The following is an 18,569-nucleotide window of genomic DNA, read 5'->3' as shown; positions in this document are numbered from 1 at the left end:
AACACTGACCTGGATATCAGGCGATTCCTACCCCGAGCAGTGAACCAATCCCGAACGTAATCGCCATCGCGAGGATGCCACCCACAATGGTGCGGATTGTGGCGCGCCCGGACGCGGCTTGGCCGAGTTTAGAGCTGACGAACCCGGTCGCTGCCAGCGCTAAGATCACCGCGACCACGATCATGGGAATGGTCCATGGGGCCGGGGTAAGCAGCGATGCGAGTAAGGGAATGAGCCCGCCCAGGGCAAAAGCGCCGAGTGAAGCACATGCTGCCGCACCGGGAGAGGCCATGGACGCCTCCTCAATCCCAAAGCGCACCCGGGAATGAGCATCTAACGCGTCGTGCGCGGTCATCCGAGTGGCGGCCTCTGATGCCAGATCTCGGGGAATCCCGGTCTCTACCAGGGCATCCGTCAAAGCCACGAGTTCGCCGTGCGGGTCGGTGGCAAGCGCGACGCGGGTGCGTTCAAACAGTGCCTGTTCGGTGTCTTTCTGGGTGGACACCGATACGTATTCCCCCACGGCCATCGACAGTGCTCCCGCCGAGAGGGCTGCGACACCGGCCACCGCAATGGCGGCCGCGTTCGATGTCGCTGCTACGACGCCGATCACGATGCTCGCAACCGAGACGATGCCGTCATTGGCTCCGAGCACCCCGGCCCGCAATTGGTTCAGGCGTCGAGAGGTCGCACTTCGGTCGTGAGACACGCGGAGCTCGACCAGTTCCGCCTCGGGCTTGGCTATTTCGTTCTGTGGATCGTTCTCTCGGTTGGCGACATCTGTTTCAAACCTGACTTCCCCTGTCTCGGACCACTCCAGGCAGGGATACTCACCGCAGACAGACTCCGCGGCACACGGCTGAGGACATATCTTGACGGTGCTCATAGCGGGGACGCTACCCCTCAGATCTCTTGACATCAAGCAAGCTGAGGCTTGCCTTCCCAGGTCAGAGACCTATTTATCCGGCACCTTGGGCTCGGCGCAAGCGCTTGGCGGCGGCGACGACATGAGCCAGTGGACCCGAAAGACGCGCCAATATCGGGCCGATCACAGCGAGCAGCAACACGTACACCGTTGCCAGCGCACCAAATGTTTGCGGGACCGTTCCGGAAGCCATAGCGAGCGAGGCGATCACAATCGAAAACTCCCCGCGCGTCACAAGTGTGGTGCCCGTACGAATCTGACCGGGCAGAGCAATCCCCTGTCGTCGGGCAGCCCAGATGCCCGTCGCAATCTTGGTGATGGCGGTGATGATGGCCAGAAGAAGAGCCGGTGCCAGCACGCCGGGAATTGTCGCGGGACTGGTGGTGAGCCCGAACACCACGAAGAACATCGCAGCGAAAAGGTCGCGCAGAGGTTCCACCAGCCGGGTGGCCTTTTCCGCCGTGGAACCAGCAATCGCGATTCCGAGGAGGAACGCACCGACCCCGGAGGACACATTGATCTGCGCCGCAACCCCGGCCACAAATAGGGTTGCCCCTAGCATGACCAGCATGAATGCTTCTTGCAGTTCGCTTTCGATGAGCCGGGAGAGCACGTGCCCGTACCGCAGGGCAATCACCATGACAACCGCCACCGCGCCGAGCGCAATTGCCAGGCTACGGGCACCGGTCAGAAAGCTGACCCCGGCCAGTAACGTGGTGAGCACCGGCAGATAGATCGCCATGACCAGATCCTCAAAGACCAAGAGACTGAGGATAATCGGGGTTTCACGGTTACCGAGGCGCTTTAAATCACTCAGCACCTTCGCAATGATGCCCGAGGAGGAAATATAGGTAACACCGGCGAAAGCAAGTGCTGCCAACGGGCCCCATCCCATGGCCAGTACGAGCAACGCTCCCGGGAGCGCGTTGAGCACGATGTCGAGAACACCTGCTTGCCAGGATCGTCGCATGCCGGTGACGAGTTCCCGCGCGGAATACTCCAACCCGAGGACGAACAGCAGCAAGATGACACCGATTTCGCTGGCCACCGATGCGAAATCCATGATGTGAGGGAGTTCGAGAAACCCTCCGTGTCCAAAGGCTAAACCGCCGAGCAGGTAAAACGGGACCGGAGAGATGCCAACCCGGTGCGCGAGTCGTCCAAGTAGACCCAATGCGAAAAATACGAGTCCCAATTCGAGGATCGCAAGCGTCGAAGCGTGCACGTTATCCTCTCTCTAGGGAACTGGGGGCCAGAGGCTGCGAACCTCGCGGTGACTTAGCTTTCGCGCAGAATATCCAGGGCCATCTGGTGCCCCTGGGGCGTGCCTACCACGACCACGCGGTCACCGGCGTGGAGAACAAAGTCTGGCCCGGGTGAGGGTTCTGTAACTCCGTCGCGGATGACCGCCACGACGGACGCACCGGTGCGGGTGCGCAGACGGGTTGAGCCCAAGGGCTGCCCGACGTACCGGGAGGTCTTGGGCAGAGTAAGCTGGTGGGTGCTGACTCCGTCGAGGTCTTCTTGCTCACGAGCCAGGCTGCGGGCTAGCTCAGGCCCTCCCAGTAGGCTGCCGAGCGTCGCGGCCTCTTTTTCGCTGAGCGGCACGCTAATTTCCATCGCGTCGGGATCATCGATGCTGGATACACATAGGGTGGTGGTGCCGTCGCGCAAACCGACCAGGCATAACCGTCGCCCCGATTCCAACGCAAGCTCCTGGCGCACCCCGAGGCCCGGGAGGATGGTCTCGTTGATCTTCACGGCGATAGCCTACGCCACCGCTGTCACTCCCTTTCCGGCGGTTTCCCGCTCGACTGCATCCAGTTTCGGACATACCTGGCCGAGAGATACCTGGTAGAGAAATACCTCCGCCGGCGACGGGGCCCGAGTGCTCCGGGGTAGGACAGCTGACTCGGTCAAACAGCGAATCTGAAAGAAAGCTGAGCACTAAAGTGCAGTCCCGCTAATACATAAGGACTGTCGAAAGGTATGTCTCCCTGACTATTTATGATCGCCAACACGGATGATCGCTAGCTAGCGATCATTATGGGGCACTAAACCCTGGATAAAGGGCGGACATAGCACAGAGAGAACCCTCAGCAAACTTCCACAGTCCTGAACCGCTGTGGTTTCATAGTTTCCCGACAGTAGTACCTACGACACAGAGCTCGACGAGGAGAAGTTATGCCCGACGCTCAAACCGACGCCACCCCCAATCGACGACGTCGCCCACTGCTATCTCGAACGGCTGCCATTGTTCTTGGGGTCTCAATGCTAGTGGGGGGTTCTGCACTCACATCAACAGCCTCACCTATACCCTCCACGGGTAATAGCGCCGCCGATATTGCAACATATCCCTGGCTGAACAAAGATCTCTCACCGGAAGCTCGGGCAGATCTTTTGATGAAGGCTATGAATGAAGATCAACTCATTCATATGCTCCACGGAGACGGTGGACTCATTGGCGGCACAGCCCCCAAAAAAGGACCAAAGTACATCGGCTATATACCCGCCATTCCGGAATTACGGGTGCCTGCCGTCATCATGACTGACGGCCCTTCAGGCCTGCGAAATGGTGACAAAGCCACTGAGATGCCAGCCCCGATCACCCAGGCTGCGAGCTTTGACCCGGGTCTAGCTCGGTCCTATGGAAAAGCAATCGCTCAAGATGCTCGCGACCGCGGACAGGACGTCCTGTTCTCACCCGGCTTTAACCTTGCCCGCAACCCCACCGCAGGCCGCACATTTGAATACTTTGGCGAAGACCCCCTGCTATCAGGCGAGATAGCCGCCGCTCATGTCGAAGGCGTCCAGAGCACCGGGCTGATGGCCACCATTAAGCACTATGTGGCCAACAATCAGGAGACCAACCGGACTCAGAACTCCTCAAACATTGACGACCGGACCCTGCACGAGATCTACGAAAAGCCGTTCCAGATCGCGATCGCAAAGTCGGATCCCGCCATCGTCATGTGCGCCTACAACAAGGTGAACAACAAGCCCGCCTGCGGCAACCCGGAAACGCTGAAGCGGGACCTACGCGAAAATATGAAATTCAAAGGCTTCGTGGTCACTGACTACCCGGCAGCCTGGTCGCCAACAGATATTAAGAACGGTCTGAACGTCGAACTTCCCGGCAACTTCTGGACGTCAAAGCTGCTCGTCACCCGGGCTATTAAAAACGGCGACATGAGCTGGGATGACGTGCGTACACGTGTGCGCGAAACGCTCGTGCAGATGTTCCGCTTCGGCCTGTTTGATCACCCGTGGGATTCCGAGCGAGGTGATCGGCAGCGCACCATCCGCGAAATCCCAGTCTCGCGCGGCCAAGCTGTTGCCCAGAAAGCATCCGAAGCTGGTTCCGTCCTGCTCAAGAACGACGGGATTTTGCCGCTGAACGCCAAGGATCCCAAGATCCACCGTGTAACCGTGGTCGGCGATGGAGCCAAGAGCGCTCTGAAGGGCGGCGGATCATCAGCCGTCAACGCCATCACCCGCGACAATCTACTCGACCGTATTAAGGCGCGTTACGGGGATCGGGTGGAGGTGGACTGGGTCTCCGAATGGAACCCCGCCGGTATCGCTCTATCCGCGAAGAAGTCCGACCTGGTGATTGTCGTAGCCACCACTGTGTCTACCGAGCTGTTTGATCGCCCGGGTCTCAATTTCATGCCCCATGTCAACAACTCGGTGAATATCGCAGCGCGACGCGCACCCACCATCGTGGTAACCCAAAACGGCGGCCCCGTTCTCATGCCGTGGCTCGACTCGGTAAAAGGTGTTCTCAACACCTGGTACCCGGGCGAAGCGGGCGGTGAAGCAACCGCTCGCCTCTTGTTCGGGGAAGTTGACCCGTCCGGACGCCTGCCGCAGACCTTCCCCGCATCCAACGAGCAGAAGCCTGCCTCGCACAGCGACCAGTTCCCCGGATCAAAGCTCGGTTTCCAAGCCAATTACACCGAGGGCGTATTCATGGGGTATCGGTGGTACTCCGCGAACGGTCAAAAGCCCCTGTTCCCATTTGGGTACGGATTGTCCTACACCACGTTCTCCTACTCCAATGTGGCTCTTGTGAAGGACCACGGGTCATCGAAAGACCCGCTCAAGGTCCGAGTCACCGTGACAAATACTGGCAAACGCACTGGCAAAGTGGTTCCGCAGGTGTACATCGGAAAACCCAGCACCCCGGATTTGACCACTCCTCCTCGCGAGCTCGGGGCCTTCACCAAAGTCGAGCTGAAGCCGGGCGAACAAAAGACCGTCGAAATGACTGTCGATCCGTTGCAACTCGCTATATGGAAGGGAGAAAAAGATAAGTTTGTCGTCCGTCCAGGCACCTACCGAGTCATGGTCGGAAATGACGTCAACGATATCGCTGGAACCGCAACCTACCAGGTGAAGTAACAGTCCTACGGATGAAATAAGTCAGGTGCGGGGCGGCGATCCGCTCCACCCCGCACACACCCTTCATGACATCGGCATCACATATCCCATATATGTGGTGCCGATGTCATAAGAACCGAAAAATCTAACCTGAGAAGGAGCAATGATGCGTTCTCGTCTGCTAAATGTCGGTTTCGCACTGACGCTAATAGGTTCGGTAATCACCGGCGCCGGTGCCGCACAGGCATCGACACCGCTGCCTACCCCCGAGAATCCCGGCGGCGTCGAAGCTGCCACCAGCCCGGGTGGCATTCCCTCCACCCGTCAGGGAGCCGAACTCCACACCTTCATCGCCGCCAAAGCCGCGGCCGGGATCACCCCCGGTATGTGGCCCCGTGGCGCAAACGATTTCAGTTGTAAGCCAAAGAAGGGCCAGAATCCCATCGTCCTAATCCCCGGGACGATTGAAGACGCCTTTTCTGCCTGGTCATTCTACTCGCCACATCTGCGCAACGCCGGATACTGCGTGTACACCTTCAACTACAACCCCTCGACCAACCCGACGAATGACTCCACGTCATTCGCCGGCGATATTCGGCAGTCCGCCGCCTTCATGGCGGGATTCGTCGATCGGGTTCTGAAGGCAACCGGCGCAAAGAAAGTCGATCTGATCGGACACTCGCAGGGCGGTGGCCCGCTTCCGCGGGCATACATCAAGTGGTACGGCGGAGCCTCCAAGGTCAATCACTTAATCGGTCTCGTGCCCTCTAACCATGGAACCACCATGTGGGGCTTGAAGAACCTGATTCGCGATGTATTGAAAGAAGCCCCGTCCCTTAAGGAAGAGATTATCGACAAGCACAACCGCACCTCACTGCTCCAGCAATTGGAGGGCTCACCGTTCTTGAAAGAACTCAATGAGGGTGGCCTGACCGTGCCCGGCGTGAAGTACACGGTCATCACCACCAAGCTGGATTTAGTGGTCACCCCGTATACGAACGCGATTATTGATGAGCCCGGCGTCAAGAACGAAGTCGTGCAAAATGTGTGCGGCCTCGATGCGCACGGACATCAGAACTTCACCTACGACCCGGTCGCCTATCAGATGGTTGTGAACGCACTGAACCCAGCTGAGGCAAAGCCCGTGAACTGCTGGTGGATTCCACCGTACTTACCGGCACCAAAAGACCCCGCGCCAGCCCCCGCTCCTGCGAGCTGACGCGCTCTCCATTCGCTGGAGTTGCTCATCGGCTGGAGCTGTCCATCTGCCATAGCGGGCCTTTAGGCTATCCCCCGACCCGCCGAGCATTGCCACGCCACTGTGTACGCGTCGCAAGGTAACGCGGTGGGGACCCCTTCGGTGGCCCGAGGTGAACAACACCGCGGCGCACCGTACACAACTAAAAACAAAGATGAAGCGGCCTATCGTGGGCGGCACCGATGGCGTGAAGCACGGTGCCGCCTGCGGTAGGCCGCTTCACACCAACTTATGGACGAGACGATCACAATTATCATTCTCAGAAAGATGAACCGGGGCCGCGGTTCATGACGCAGAAACACGTAGCCGCACCGACTAAACACCGAGGCCACAAGACATATGAGACACCTAAGATCTTGGCTCCTCCACGACAAAACCACTCGGATCCATCGGGACACATAACACACTCACAATCGGCTCAGCGGGACCGAACCAGCTGGACTGACCAGCATCGCGACATTGTGCCTGCATATGACATTAGGTCCAGTCCCGTTGGGACGGTACTAATTGGTGGTACGGTCTAACTACACCGTAAGGCAATGGTTGCGGCATGTCGCGCGGAAGCATTTCATAGTGGACCATAACAGCATTGGTCGGTAGTGATGTCGTCGCACGAACCCATCAGGAGATACCAGGAGTAAACGTGACACCCGATCAAGAAAAACTCGTCTCTCGGCGGACCCTCGCCAAAGGCGCGATGTGGGCGGTGCCAACCGTAGCAATAGTCACCGGTAGCCCGGCCTTCGCCGCTTCGGCAGCCTGCAGGCCAGAAAACCTGAAGAAGATTCAAGATTACTTCGACGGTTACATCCGCAGCATTCCAGACCAGACCGGCGTCACGTTGGAGATCAACTACTACCAGCCTGTCGGCAGCGCCAACGGCTTCCTGGGCAACAGCTACCTCAACGTCAAGAATGTTGGCTCCAAAGCCCTGAAGCTGGGCAGCCCGAACTACAAGTACGACCTCATCTACAAGATGCAACTGGTGAACCTCCCGGACCACGGGCGCGTCACTGACCACCGCGCGTTCACCACCTCCAGCTCGTACTACGGCTACGAGGACCTCAAGGGGAACTACCTCGGCACCATTGGTAAGGGAGCCGGTAACACCACCACGGAGACTACCTTTAGCCCTGGCGACACCCAGGCAATCCTGCTGCGCATGCTGAGAGACGATCAGCCCGCCGGCAAAGAGTTTGACTTGAACCTACAGTGGCAGGACGGCATCACTGCTGGTGGACGTCTCAACACCAAGGTCGTTCTCGAACCCATGGGCATCGCCGCCCCGTTAGCCACCGATGTCCAAAAGGCCACCGGCGTGGAGCTGACCGACTCCTCACCGTGCTATCCCGCATTCCTCCAGGCCGTCCAGAACTACTACGCTACCGGGAATAAATTCGGTGGTATCAAGTACGTGATGCGCGGCCCGAACCCGCCATCGTCCGGTAAGGATGTTCCGCTCGTCAATGGCCGCGCTGATTCGTCCACCATTGGCGACTTCGCATTCTTCGGCGCAAAGGGCGACGGTATTTACTGATATACCTCGGCGGCATCTCGTCGATCGAGCTCTGAGATATCTGAGGACTGGACGTGCAGGCTCCAGCCTCAGATATCTCGCTGAGCAGGCGCGAGCCTGCACCGCGGATATTCAGCATCCCGGCATCAAAGCGTGAGGCGCGCTGATCGTAAAATCAACCTACGATCAGCGCGCCTCACGCTTTATGGTGTCCAAGCAGCCGAGTGGGCTCCTGCGCCGACCCGCATTATGCGCTGGATCGGGCGAGGTCCACCGGCAAAGCCGAACCAGGAGTTATCCCCTGACTCCGGACGGGCGTTACTCCTTACCCGCATCGGGGCTGTGCTCGATGCTTTCGGAATCAGCATCTCGATCCGCGTTGCGCCGCGAGGCCAAGGACGCAACGGTGGCAACCACCATCGAACCGATAATCACCGTAAGCGATAGCCAAATCGGGATTTCTGGCACCTGATGGATCGGCTGCCCACCGTTGATGAACGGCAGATTATTCTCGTGTAGAGCGTGCAGGACGAGCTTCACGCCGATGAACGCCAAGATCGCAGCGAGACCGTAGTGAAGGTACACCAGGCGATCCATGAGCCCACCCAGCAGGAAGTAGAGCTGACGCAACCCCATCAAAGCAAATAGGTTCGCGGTAAACACCAGGAACGGATTCTGGGTGATACCAAAGATCGCGGGAATGGAGTCCAGGGCGAACATGACATCGGTCAAGCCGATGGTGAGGAACACCAGCAGCATCGGAGTGAACATGGCTTTGCCATTGATCCGAGTGCGCAGTTTATTTCCCTCGTAGTGTTCGGTCACCGGGATGAAGCGCTTGAGAGTGCGCATGATGAAGGAATCCTGCTCCTCATCCTCATCCTCCCCTTTGACCTGCTGCCAAGCAGTCCAGAACAGGAAAATGCCGAAAATATAGAATAGCCACGACAAGTGGTTAATCGCCACGGCGCCAATCACAATAAAGATCGCGCGAGCGATGAGAGCAATAATGATCCCGACCATCAGGACTTCTTGCTGATACTTCCGTGGCACCGCAAACTTGGTCATAATCACGATGAACACAAACAGGTTGTCCACGCTCAGCGAATACTCGGTGAGCCAGCCAGCCACGAATTGCCCTGCCACCTCGGCGTTGCCCACAAAAATCAAGATGATGGCGAACACAATGGCAAGACCCACGTAAAAACCGATCCACGCCGTACATTCCTTAATGGACGGTTCGTGCGGTCGTTTGAAGACGATCAACAAATCGAGCAGAAGGATCGCCACGAGAACCGCCAAGGAGACGATCTCGAATGTTAGGGATAGTTCACCCATAAATGGTGGACCTCTCGAAGAGTCGGGAGCGAGCGGAGCGCCGCAGCGCGTACGCCTCTCAGGTTAGCGTCAGGTTGTCGTGCTGGTCATCTGCGAGGGGGGCAACTCACGTCCCTAGGACGTCATGACCTCGCGGGCTTCCCGCCCCGACGCCACCAGGCGCGCCATCGCCCGCAACCCAGGCAAAGCAGTTTCATAAAAATGACGGTAACCAGCGCACAGGTAATTCAACCCGGGTTCGCCATCCTCAGAATCAATGAACCGATCCTTCGGGCACCCCCCGTGACACAGCGGACGGACCGAGCAGCGCAGGCACTGCGAAGGCAGGTCAGTACGCTTTCCCCGTCCGAAACTGCGCTGACTCGGCGAACACAGCAAGTCGGCGAAATCATCGGTGAGCACGCTACCCAGGCGATAATCCGGCTCAACATAGTGATCACACGAATAAACATCGCCGTTATGCTCCACGGCGAGCGCCCCGCCACACTCCGGAGCATGCACACACAACGTGTACTGACCGAACATGGCCGACAACGCCACATCCACATCCTGAACGAACACGGTACCTACGTCGTGGGCGATCCACTCGGCAAAGATCTCGGATAGAAAACGACCGTATGCCGCCGGGTTCACCGACCGTTCGGTGACGGCATCACCGTGCTGAAGATAGAGCAGGCGCGTGCCACCGTCACCGTCAACCCATCCCTGGTTGGCGAGCTCAAGATCCTCCGGCAGCACCCGCTCCACAATCGGAATGAACTGCATATACTTCGCCCCGAGGTCATCGCGGAAATGACGATAGACCTCCAACGAATGATTCTGGTTCCCGGCGTGAACGGTGCACAGAATATTGACCTCGGCGCCTTGTCGCTGTAGAGCCTCCCAGCCCCGCACCACCTGGCCATACGTTCCGCGCCCCGCCTTGTTCACCCGATAGGTGTCGTGGATATCGGCCGGTCCGTCCATCGACAAACCCACCAGAAAACCTTCGCGGGCAAAGAACGCAGCCCATTCATCGGTCACCAAAACGCCGTTGGTTTGGATGGACTGCTGAACTCGCTGGCGCGGTCGAGCGTACCGCCGCACCAATTCGCAGGCGCGGCGGAAAAAATCCAGACCCATCAGAGTTGGTTCCCCGCCTTGCCAGGTCAAGGTCACATCACCGTCAGGTTGTGCGGCGAGATAGGCACGGATGTACCGCTCTTGAACTGCCGGAGACATCCGCAGTGTGTCGTGCGGATACAGCTTTTCTTTGGACAGGAAAAAACAGTACGTGCAGTTGAGATTGCAGGCCGCACCGGTAGGTTTCGTGACGACGGTAAACGGCAAACGGCGCGGCATAGGTCCACCGTAGGTGACAGCTTCAGGATGAAACCAGTCCCTATCCAACGCGTCGAACGATGCGAATTTGTGTCCGGGGAATCTCCCCCTTACATTGGGGCGAAATATATCCGGCTGATCGACACAGTTCATCTCGTCGACACGACTCACCAGACAAGGCTGATGGGCGGTAAAGCACACTCCACCTTCCGGCCGCGCTCCCACTTTCCGGGGGCCGAGCTCGCATCGCTCGTGGTCAGTGCCGCCGCCACCGGATTCGGAGTGATCGACACCTGGCACCAGATCCTGACCACCCCAACCACCACCTGGAGTCTTCTAGCCAGCATCGTCTATTCCGGGTGTGCGCTTGCCATCGTGGCGGTGTATTGGCCGTTACAGACCACCTGCTTGCGCAATCTCACCACGATGCGGTGGCGCGTGCTGAGTCTGATCTGTAGCGTCATCGTCCTGCTGGTCGCCACAGCAACACCCGGTATCCACGTGGCCGGGGTGATCCCCATGGCCGTATTCCTCGCGCTTTCTCGACGCTATGCCTGGTGGGGGCTCGTCATCACAGGGTTGGTGGAAATCTTCCTTGTCTCCGCTGGTCCGTTCCAGATCTTCACCCAGACCGAAATCATCATCGCCGGGCTCACCATCATCACCGTCTTGATGAGTTTCTTCATGCTGGCCCGGTTCCGCAACGAAGCACTGATCGCCCAAGAACAGTTGACCCGCGCGAACATCGACAAAGAACGCTTACGGATCTCCCGCGAGCTGCACGACGTCATCGGCCGGACATTCGTCGCGGTCTCCCTGCGTCAACAAGCAGCATTAAATCTGATCGATCAGGACGTCGAGCGGGCAAAAAACCAGATTCAAGAATCCCATCAGGCGATCCTGTGCGGGCGGCAGCAACTTCAGCAGCTCATTCGCACCTCTATGACCCCGGATCTGAGCGACGAGCTGTCCTCAGCGAAAGTCATCGCTAAGGGCCTTGGGATCACCGTGCACGCCGACACCGAACCCATTCACGACGCCGCCCTCAGCAAAGCCATCGCAGAAGTTCTGCGCGAAGGCATCACCAATATGCTGAAACACTCGCAACCGACCACCTGCTGGATCACGGTGCGGATCGTGGATGATCGCGCGCTCATCCGGTTGATCAACGATGGTTGCCCACCCGATGCAGCATCTCCCGATACCGGAACTGGGCTGAACCATCTGCGCGAACGCTTATCGCGACGGGGCACAACCGTGCACGCCGGCCCCTGTGAGAAAAACTGTTTCCGGCTCGAAGTACAGCTGCCGATCGACAATCCATCCGACTCGGAGAAATAAGGCGATGTCGGGTTGGGGCTGGGCCTGAGGGGCGCTAACGCCGGTCAGGATGGGCATCAGCGCAGGGTCAGGTTACGAGATTGAGTAGGTGAAAATAGTCGGGAGGCACCATCAGGATTAAGCGACAGGGACAACGTGGTACGGATAATTTTGGTCGATGACGACGAACTCGTCGCCGAAGCTTTTGAGGTGCTCCTACAGACCGACCCCGAGTTCGAGGTAGTCGCTCGGCTGAGCAACGGCCACGCCGTCATTCCCGCACTAGAGCAGCATCACCCCGACTTAATGCTGATCGACGTCAAAATGCCCGGCCCCAACGGCATCGACATTACCCGCGCGGTTCGCCAACACGGCTACACCGGCAAAATCATTCTGCTCACCTCACTCGCCTGCAGCGGTTACCTTCAGGTTGCGATCAAGGCTGGGGCCAACGGGTATCTGCTTAAGACCATCACCGCGGTGAGACTGATTGACTCCATTCATGAGGTTCTTCAAGGCCGAACGGTTCTCGACCCCGACCTGGCAGCTGAGGCTCTTCAGCTAGGTCCGTGCCCGCTGAATGAACGGGAACTGGATGTGATGCGTCAACTCGCACGCGGTGTATCCACCCTGGAGATCGCCAAACTGCTGTTCCTCTCGCCCGGCACAGTCCGCAACTACATTTCGTCGGCGATGACGAAGCTAGGGACCAACAGCAGAATCAGCGCTATTTCCTACTGCCAAGACCGGGGCTGGCTGTAAACGAGCAGCAAATGACACTCGTCATGTCGCGCGCATGACATAGCCATGACCTGCGGTTGCGTTTATCGGCAGCAGCTCAGAATCTAGTGACCGGGGCTCCAAGCGTGCATAGCCTGGCTATCAGTCACTCACCTTTGAGCACCCGGAGACCACGATGCACACGCTATGCCACGAAGAGGTTCGCCTCAGCGAGCTGTTGTGGCACGAGCAGGTCGATTCCGAGCATGTAGATGCGCTGCGCAAAGACCTCAGCACCAGCACTTTGCGCTGGCCCATCCTCGCCACCGTCTACCGGGGTCAAAAGATCATCCTGGACGGAGCCCACCGGGCGCTCGCCGCACGGCAACTCGGCTGGACCCACATTCCCGCGACCGTCATCTCGCTGCCGGCCCACACCCGCATTCCTAGCTGGTCATATGTTTTAGATAGCCTCCAGGCCACCGAGATTCCGCCGCACCTCGCGAGCGATGACACCAGGCCTCTGGGCTGTGTGAGCACCTGGGGACAGCGGCGGTTTCTTGGCCAGCGTCCTCACCACACGCGGCATCTCTTTACCGCTGTGCACGCGGTTGCGAGCCAACTACAGCTGGGATTTGCCCGGCGAGTGCCGTCCACCCTCGGGCTGGATCCCGCCATCCCCGTCTTCACCTGGACTCCCCTGCTCTGGCGCGATATCGCCCAGCTGGCGATGGACTACGGCCCGCTTCCTTCGGGAATTACCCAGTTTGCTCCGATACTTCTGGACAAGAATCTGGCCACCGGGAGTCTCTGGCCGCCGCCACGATCTGAGCACGATGACGTCGCCCTGACGATCCCGACCTGAGCCAGCACCGCCAGCACCCGTAGTTCACACCTTGAAAGCGAAATGATGAGCACCACCACAGCGTCCACCGCCTCAGCCGCATCCGGTGACAGCGTTCCCGATCCGAACACCGCACTGCGGATGGACCGGGTCACGAAGACCTTCACCATCTCAGAGCAGAAAACCATCACCGCCGTGAATAACCTGTCGCTGTCGATTGGGCGCGGTGAAGTTGTCGCCTTTCTCGGCCCCAACGGCGCCGGCAAGTCCACCAGCATTGATCTTCTGCTCGGACTGACCAAGCCCGATAGCGGAAGCGTCAGCGTTTTTGGATTAGACCCCATCACCGCCGCTCACGCCGGGCTCATCTCGGCAGTGATGCAGAGCGGCGGGATGCTTCCCGACCTCACCATGGGCGACACCATGAACATGATTGGCTCGCTCTACCGCGGGGCCGATGTTGAAGAATGTATGAGACGCGCCAACATCACCCAGCTCGCCGACCGCACCGTCGGCAAAAGCTCAGGCGGTGAAGTCCAGCGCCTTCGGTACGCGCTCGCCCTGCTGCCCGACCCCGAGATCATGATTCTCGACGAACCCACCGCAGGCATGGATATCAACGCACGCCACGACTTTTGGAAACAGGTTCGCCAAGACACCAGCCGGGGTCGCACCGTTGTTTTCGCTACCCATTATCTTGAAGAAGCCGACAATTTCGCAGACCGCGTCATCATGATTAAAGACGGCCAGATCGTCGCCGACGGCAGCGTCGACGAAATCCGCACCGCCACCGCCGGACGCGTGTTGTCGTGTGTTCTTCCCGACGACGCCGTGAACGCATTGCTGAGCGACCCCAAAGCCAAACTGATCGACCGGCGCGGACACCGCACCTATTTCGACCACCCCGACAGCGACGCATTTGCGACCGCGCTGCTCACCGCTGGTGCCAAAGAACTGGAAATAGCTCCTCGCAGCCTCGAAGAAGCCTTCCTCACCCTCACCAGCAAATAACACCGCTCACGCCGCCGCTGAACCCCACATACTTTTTATGAAGGACCCGTCATGACCTCACCCTCGCCCACTGTCGGCACCCACCGCGCCCTGCGTCCGCTCAGTTCCCGCAAAGCTGGCGGTTTTCAGCTGCGCTATTTGCGCTACGAACTCAAACGTCCTTTTAAACGCCAAGCTCTGATCTTCTCGCTTGCGCTACCCGCCGTGCTGTATTTAGCACTGTTTAAAACCGGGCCCGCACACGCCGGAATACCGCACGGCAATTTCGCCGCCTGGATGATGATCGGCATTGCCGTCTATGGCGCGGCAACCTCAGCCACCGCTAACGCCGTCGGCATCAGCATTGAAAAGTCTTCCGGCTGGATGCGCACCATGCGCCTCACCCCGCTCGGCACCATGGGATACATCCTGTCTAAAGTTGCTGCCTCGATGGTGGCGGCAACCCTCCCCGTCATTTTGGTCGGTATTTTGGGCGCTGTCACCGGAGCCGACGCCCCGGCACAGGTCTGGGTTATCGGATTAGTCGTCGCCTGGTTGGGCTCTGCTATCTTCGCGGCTCTTGGGCTGGGGCTCGGCCTCGCGGTGAAACCCGAAGTTGTCATTCACGTTCCCGGTATCACCATCACCGCGCTCGCGTTTATCGGGAACCTCTTCATCCCACTGTCAGGCATCATCCTGGAGATCGGCCGCTGGACCCCGATGTTTGGCATCTCCACGCTCGCCCGCTACGCCCTCGACGGCGGCTACTCGCCCAGCGGCGCGCACTCGTCCCTGGTGTTAGCCATCGTCAACATGTTGGCCTGGTTCATCGGGTTCGTCATCTTCGCTGCAGTGCGGTTCCGCGCCAGCGGCGGCCGCAACTAACCGCGGCCCCGTATCGAGGAGATTCCATGAGCATCGTCGTCGCCCCCGGACAGGGCGCCCAAAAACCGCGGATGCTCGCGGCCTGGCTGACCTCGCCGGACCACGCGGAGCAGATCCTCGCGTGGTCGCACGCGAGTGACACCGACCTCGTGCAACTCGGAACAAAGGCCACCGCGGAGACCATCCAGCTCACCGAAAATGCGCAACCACTTCTGGTCGCACAGGCGATCCTGGCCGCATCGGTAGTTACGGATGACACCTCGGCGATCGCCGGTCACTCCGTCGGAGAACTCGCTGCCGCCTGCCTAGCGGGCGCACTGAGCCCCTCCGATACAGTGCGGCTGGCCCGGGCTAGAGGTCTGGCCATGGCAAAAGCTTGCTCCGCGCAGCCCTCCGCGATGGCCGCGGTGCTCGGCGGCGAGATGTCCGAGGTGCTGGCGGACTTGCGCTCCCGCGATATCTACTTGGCGACTGTTAATGGCGCTGGTCAACTGGTCGCGGCAGGAACAGAGGAACGCATCGAGGACCTCGTGCGCCAACCTCCGTGCGGCGCCGCGGTGCGACGCCTCGCCGTGGCCGGGGCGTTTCACACTCCCTATATGAATCCCGCCCGGGACGAATTTCGTGCGACCATCGCCGAGGTTCAGTTCCATGACCCTCGCATTCCCGTGATCCAAAATCTGGATGGAGCCCTGGTCACCTCAGGTGCTGAGCTGCGAGAACGCCTGATTGAGCAGATCACTGAACCCGTGCGTTGGGATGCGTGCATGAGGAGGATCGCTGCCTGCTCTCCCGATGAAGTGATCTGCCTTCCCCCGGCGAAGGTGCTCAGCGGTCTGCTGCGCCGAGAGTTTCCCGATTTGCCTCAGCGCAGCATCAGCAGACCGCGAGATCTGGTGCTATGCGGCCCCTGTGTTGGACGAGGATGGCGTGAGGTGCAGGCCATCGACCAGGAAGAGACCGCCCATGTTGGTGCATGAGCTCCTTCAGCGCTGTGCCCGCTTATGGCCGGACGACATCGCACTAATCGACACTCATCGACGTTTCACCTGGCGACAGCTCACCGAACGAGTGCAGCGGGTTGAGCAGTGGATGCAAAGGCACGGGGTTCGCCCCGGAGACCGCGTCCTGTGCTCTGCCCCATCCGACGCCCTGGTCGTCCTCGCACTGTGGGCGACGCTGAGCCGCGCAGCGGTGTTCGTGCCAGTGCACCCGAATCTGACCGACTCCCAGATCCGGGAACTAGTCGCCGACTGCTCCCCCACCCTGGTAATCGGGTGCCACCCCAGCGGCGCCGGTCACAGCACCGATAGCGCTGCTCATCAGCCCGACTATTCCCCGGGTCCGCCGATACACAAATCCACCATCCCCGCACCTGCCGCCGACCAGCCCGCTACAGCAGGGGCGGCCACCTGCGCACCGGCTACCTGTGCATCGGCTACCTGTGCACCAGCCATCGTGGCGACCTGGGATGAGATCGCTCTCGTGGCGGAACAACCGACCACAGAGTCAGCGAATACACCACCAACTACTGCCGCAGCAACTAACCCACAAGCTGCCGGATCGACGACTCAGTTGGCGGCAAAGCCATCGAGCTGCACACCCGACGCCCTGGGGCTGCTGATCTACACCTCCGGCAGCACCGGGAAACCCCACGGCGTGATGAGCCCCCACAGCTGCATCCTGTCAGCCGTCCAGGCAATTGCCGACACCCTGATGTACACCCACTCCGACGTCATCCTGTGCCGACTGCCCTTGGCCTTCGACTACGGGCTCTACCAGATTTTCCTCGCAGCCTGGAGCGGGGCTCGGATCGTGCTAGCCGACCCGCAATACGACATCAAGCTGCTCGATCTCATCCGTCGGGAACATATCAGCGTGATCCCGCTGGTCCCAGCCCTCGCCCACATGCTGCTCACACTCAGCCGCAACCGCGCCATCCCCGCGCCGGTACGACTGCTGACAAACACCGGCGCCAGAATGCCCGCAGAGATCATGAAACAGCTGCTCGCGCTGCTTCCTGGGGCAGAGTTCGCCTCCATGTACGGCATGACGGAGTGCAAACGCATCTCCATTTTGCCGCCATCGGAATGGACCGCCCACCCCGAGTCGGTCGGACGAGCCCTTCCCGGCACCCGCATCCGGATCATCGCTGCCGATGGCACTGCTCGTCCCGTCGGTCAGCCCGGAGAGATCGTGGTGTCCGGACCCACCGTGATGGCCGGGTACTGGAACGTTCCGATGTCCACCCAGCAACGGTTCGTTCCCACTCCAGACGGATCCCTGGAGCTTCATACCGGTGACCAGGGCTATCTCGATGCTGAGGATCGACTGTATTTCCTCGGCCGAGATGATGACCTGATTAAACGTCGAGGAATCCGGTTGTCCGTGTACGACATCGAAACCACTGCCGAACAGATCAGCGATCTCGACACCGCAATTGTTCCCCGCCCTGCCAGCGAGGATGCCGACCTCACACTGTTCTACACCGGGACCGTGGACCCTGCCCGGGTGGCTGAGCACCTGGGCATCGAGCTGGACCCGGCACGCCAGCCCGACCGCATTGTCCGCCTGACTGATGTGCCCTTGACACCCAACGGGAAACCCGACCGGACCCGATTACACAGCGCTCCCATCGCTCAGGAGTACCACGCCCCGCATGGCAGCAGACCGCATGCGAATGCCAGCAGACCGCCGGATGCCAAGGCAGATGTACCTGCGGATCGCGCCCCGAAAGCCCTCGCCTCCAGCGTCTAAACCGGCATTCCGCCCCGGTTTAGTTCGCTCCCCACACACGTGAGAAGGATGCCCCCATGCCCATGACCCTGACTGAGTTCACCGATCTACTCACCCAAAAATGCGGTCTGACCATTGATGATCCCACTCTCCCCTTCGCTAGCTGCGGGGTGGACTCCCTGACTCTGCTGGACATTCTGGTGGCGGTTGAAGATACCTACCGGATCGACATCGACCCCGCCATGTTGGCTGACGGCAGGCTCGGCAACGCGGCGGATCTGCACGCCTTCGCTGAAGCCACCCGTGTCAGTGCGGACAAGTAACGGACCCTCAC

General features: G+C 59.7%; 16 protein-coding genes. 11 read left to right on the top strand and 5 right to left on the bottom strand.

Going from position 1 to position 18,569, the window contains the following annotated elements:
- Positions 1 to 16 precede the first annotated feature (16 nt).
- The 3 genes from BN1724_RS09080 to BN1724_RS09070 all read right to left on the bottom strand — a co-directional run bounded on the left by BN1724_RS09080 (position 17) and on the right by BN1724_RS09070 (position 2,686).
- Positions 17 to 886, bottom strand: a complete 870-nt coding sequence (locus tag BN1724_RS09080) for a VIT1/CCC1 transporter family protein (protein WP_084252927.1) — start codon at positions 884 to 886, stop codon at positions 17 to 19.
- Positions 887 to 959: 73 nt separating this feature from the next.
- Entirely contained in the window at positions 960 to 2,150 is a 1,191-nt protein-coding gene (locus tag BN1724_RS09075) for a cation:proton antiporter (RefSeq protein WP_058235095.1), read from the bottom strand.
- A 53-nt stretch (positions 2,151 to 2,203) separates the two neighbouring features.
- On the bottom strand, positions 2,204 to 2,686 hold the full coding sequence (locus BN1724_RS09070) for a cation:proton antiporter regulatory subunit (protein WP_058235094.1): 483 nt from the start codon (positions 2,684 to 2,686) through the stop codon (positions 2,204 to 2,206).
- A gap of 423 nt (positions 2,687 to 3,109) precedes the next feature.
- Here BN1724_RS09070 and BN1724_RS09065 point away from each other — a divergent pair, with 423 nt between their 5' ends.
- From BN1724_RS09065 to BN1724_RS09055, 3 genes are all read left to right on the top strand, one after another.
- A complete protein-coding gene (locus tag BN1724_RS09065) occupies positions 3,110 to 5,329 on the top strand; it encodes a beta-glucosidase (protein ID WP_058235093.1) in 2,220 nt (739 codons plus the stop codon).
- A gap of 142 nt (positions 5,330 to 5,471) precedes the next feature.
- On the top strand, positions 5,472 to 6,527 hold the full coding sequence (locus BN1724_RS09060) for an esterase/lipase family protein (RefSeq protein ID WP_058235092.1): 1,056 nt from the start codon (positions 5,472 to 5,474) through the stop codon (positions 6,525 to 6,527).
- Between the two features lie 682 nt (positions 6,528 to 7,209).
- Positions 7,210 to 8,103: a hypothetical protein gene (locus tag BN1724_RS09055; protein ID WP_058235091.1), complete on the top strand. Its 894-nt coding sequence runs from the start codon at positions 7,210 to 7,212 to the stop codon at positions 8,101 to 8,103.
- Between the two features lie 297 nt (positions 8,104 to 8,400).
- Here BN1724_RS09055 and BN1724_RS09050 read toward each other — a convergent pair whose 3' ends face one another.
- Both BN1724_RS09050 and BN1724_RS09045 read right to left on the bottom strand, forming a co-directional pair.
- Positions 8,401 to 9,420 (bottom strand): TerC family protein, encoded by a 1,020-nt coding sequence (locus BN1724_RS09050; protein WP_058235090.1) that lies wholly within the window; start codon positions 9,418 to 9,420, stop codon positions 8,401 to 8,403.
- A gap of 114 nt (positions 9,421 to 9,534) precedes the next feature.
- Positions 9,535 to 10,911, bottom strand: coding sequence for an anaerobic sulfatase maturase (locus tag BN1724_RS09045; RefSeq protein WP_197671784.1), 1,377 nt, complete (start codon positions 10,909 to 10,911; stop codon positions 9,535 to 9,537).
- Between the two features lie 12 nt (positions 10,912 to 10,923).
- On the opposite strand from BN1724_RS09045, the gene BN1724_RS09040 reads away from it, so the two are divergent.
- From BN1724_RS09040 to BN1724_RS09005, 8 genes are all read left to right on the top strand, one after another.
- Entirely contained in the window at positions 10,924 to 12,081 is a 1,158-nt protein-coding gene (locus BN1724_RS09040) for a sensor histidine kinase (RefSeq protein WP_172797108.1), read from the top strand.
- A 135-nt stretch (positions 12,082 to 12,216) separates the two neighbouring features.
- The gene (locus BN1724_RS09035) at positions 12,217 to 12,822 is read left to right on the top strand and encodes a response regulator (RefSeq protein ID WP_058235087.1); all 606 of its coding nucleotides are present in this window, start codon (positions 12,217 to 12,219) and stop codon (positions 12,820 to 12,822) included.
- A gap of 154 nt (positions 12,823 to 12,976) precedes the next feature.
- Complete coding sequence (locus BN1724_RS09030) at positions 12,977 to 13,645, top strand: ParB N-terminal domain-containing protein (protein WP_058235086.1); 669 nt, start codon at positions 12,977 to 12,979, stop codon at positions 13,643 to 13,645.
- A gap of 42 nt (positions 13,646 to 13,687) precedes the next feature.
- Entirely contained in the window at positions 13,688 to 14,635 is a 948-nt protein-coding gene (locus BN1724_RS09025; RefSeq protein WP_058235085.1) for an ABC transporter ATP-binding protein, read from the top strand.
- Between the two features lie 51 nt (positions 14,636 to 14,686).
- Positions 14,687 to 15,499 (top strand): ABC transporter permease, encoded by an 813-nt coding sequence (locus BN1724_RS09020; protein ID WP_058235084.1) that lies wholly within the window; start codon positions 14,687 to 14,689, stop codon positions 15,497 to 15,499.
- 26 nt (positions 15,500 to 15,525) lie between these two features.
- Positions 15,526 to 16,479 (top strand): ACP S-malonyltransferase, encoded by a 954-nt coding sequence (locus tag BN1724_RS09015; RefSeq protein WP_084252926.1) that lies wholly within the window; start codon positions 15,526 to 15,528, stop codon positions 16,477 to 16,479.
- Positions 16,466 to 18,256: an AMP-binding protein gene (locus BN1724_RS09010; RefSeq protein ID WP_058235083.1), complete on the top strand. Its 1,791-nt coding sequence runs from the start codon at positions 16,466 to 16,468 to the stop codon at positions 18,254 to 18,256. Before BN1724_RS09015 ends, BN1724_RS09010 begins: the two co-directional genes overlap by 14 nt.
- 56 nt (positions 18,257 to 18,312) lie before the next feature.
- On the top strand, positions 18,313 to 18,558 hold the full coding sequence (locus BN1724_RS09005) for an acyl carrier protein (protein WP_058235082.1): 246 nt from the start codon (positions 18,313 to 18,315) through the stop codon (positions 18,556 to 18,558).
- The last annotated feature ends 11 nt before the right edge of the window (positions 18,559 to 18,569 follow it).

It is taken from the genome of Devriesea agamarum, from assembly GCF_900070355.1.
GTDB classification, from domain to species: domain Bacteria; phylum Actinomycetota; class Actinomycetes; order Actinomycetales; family Dermabacteraceae; genus Devriesea; species Devriesea agamarum.
Note: the sequence above shows the minus strand (reverse complement) of the source record. Positions and strands in the feature narration are given on the sequence as shown.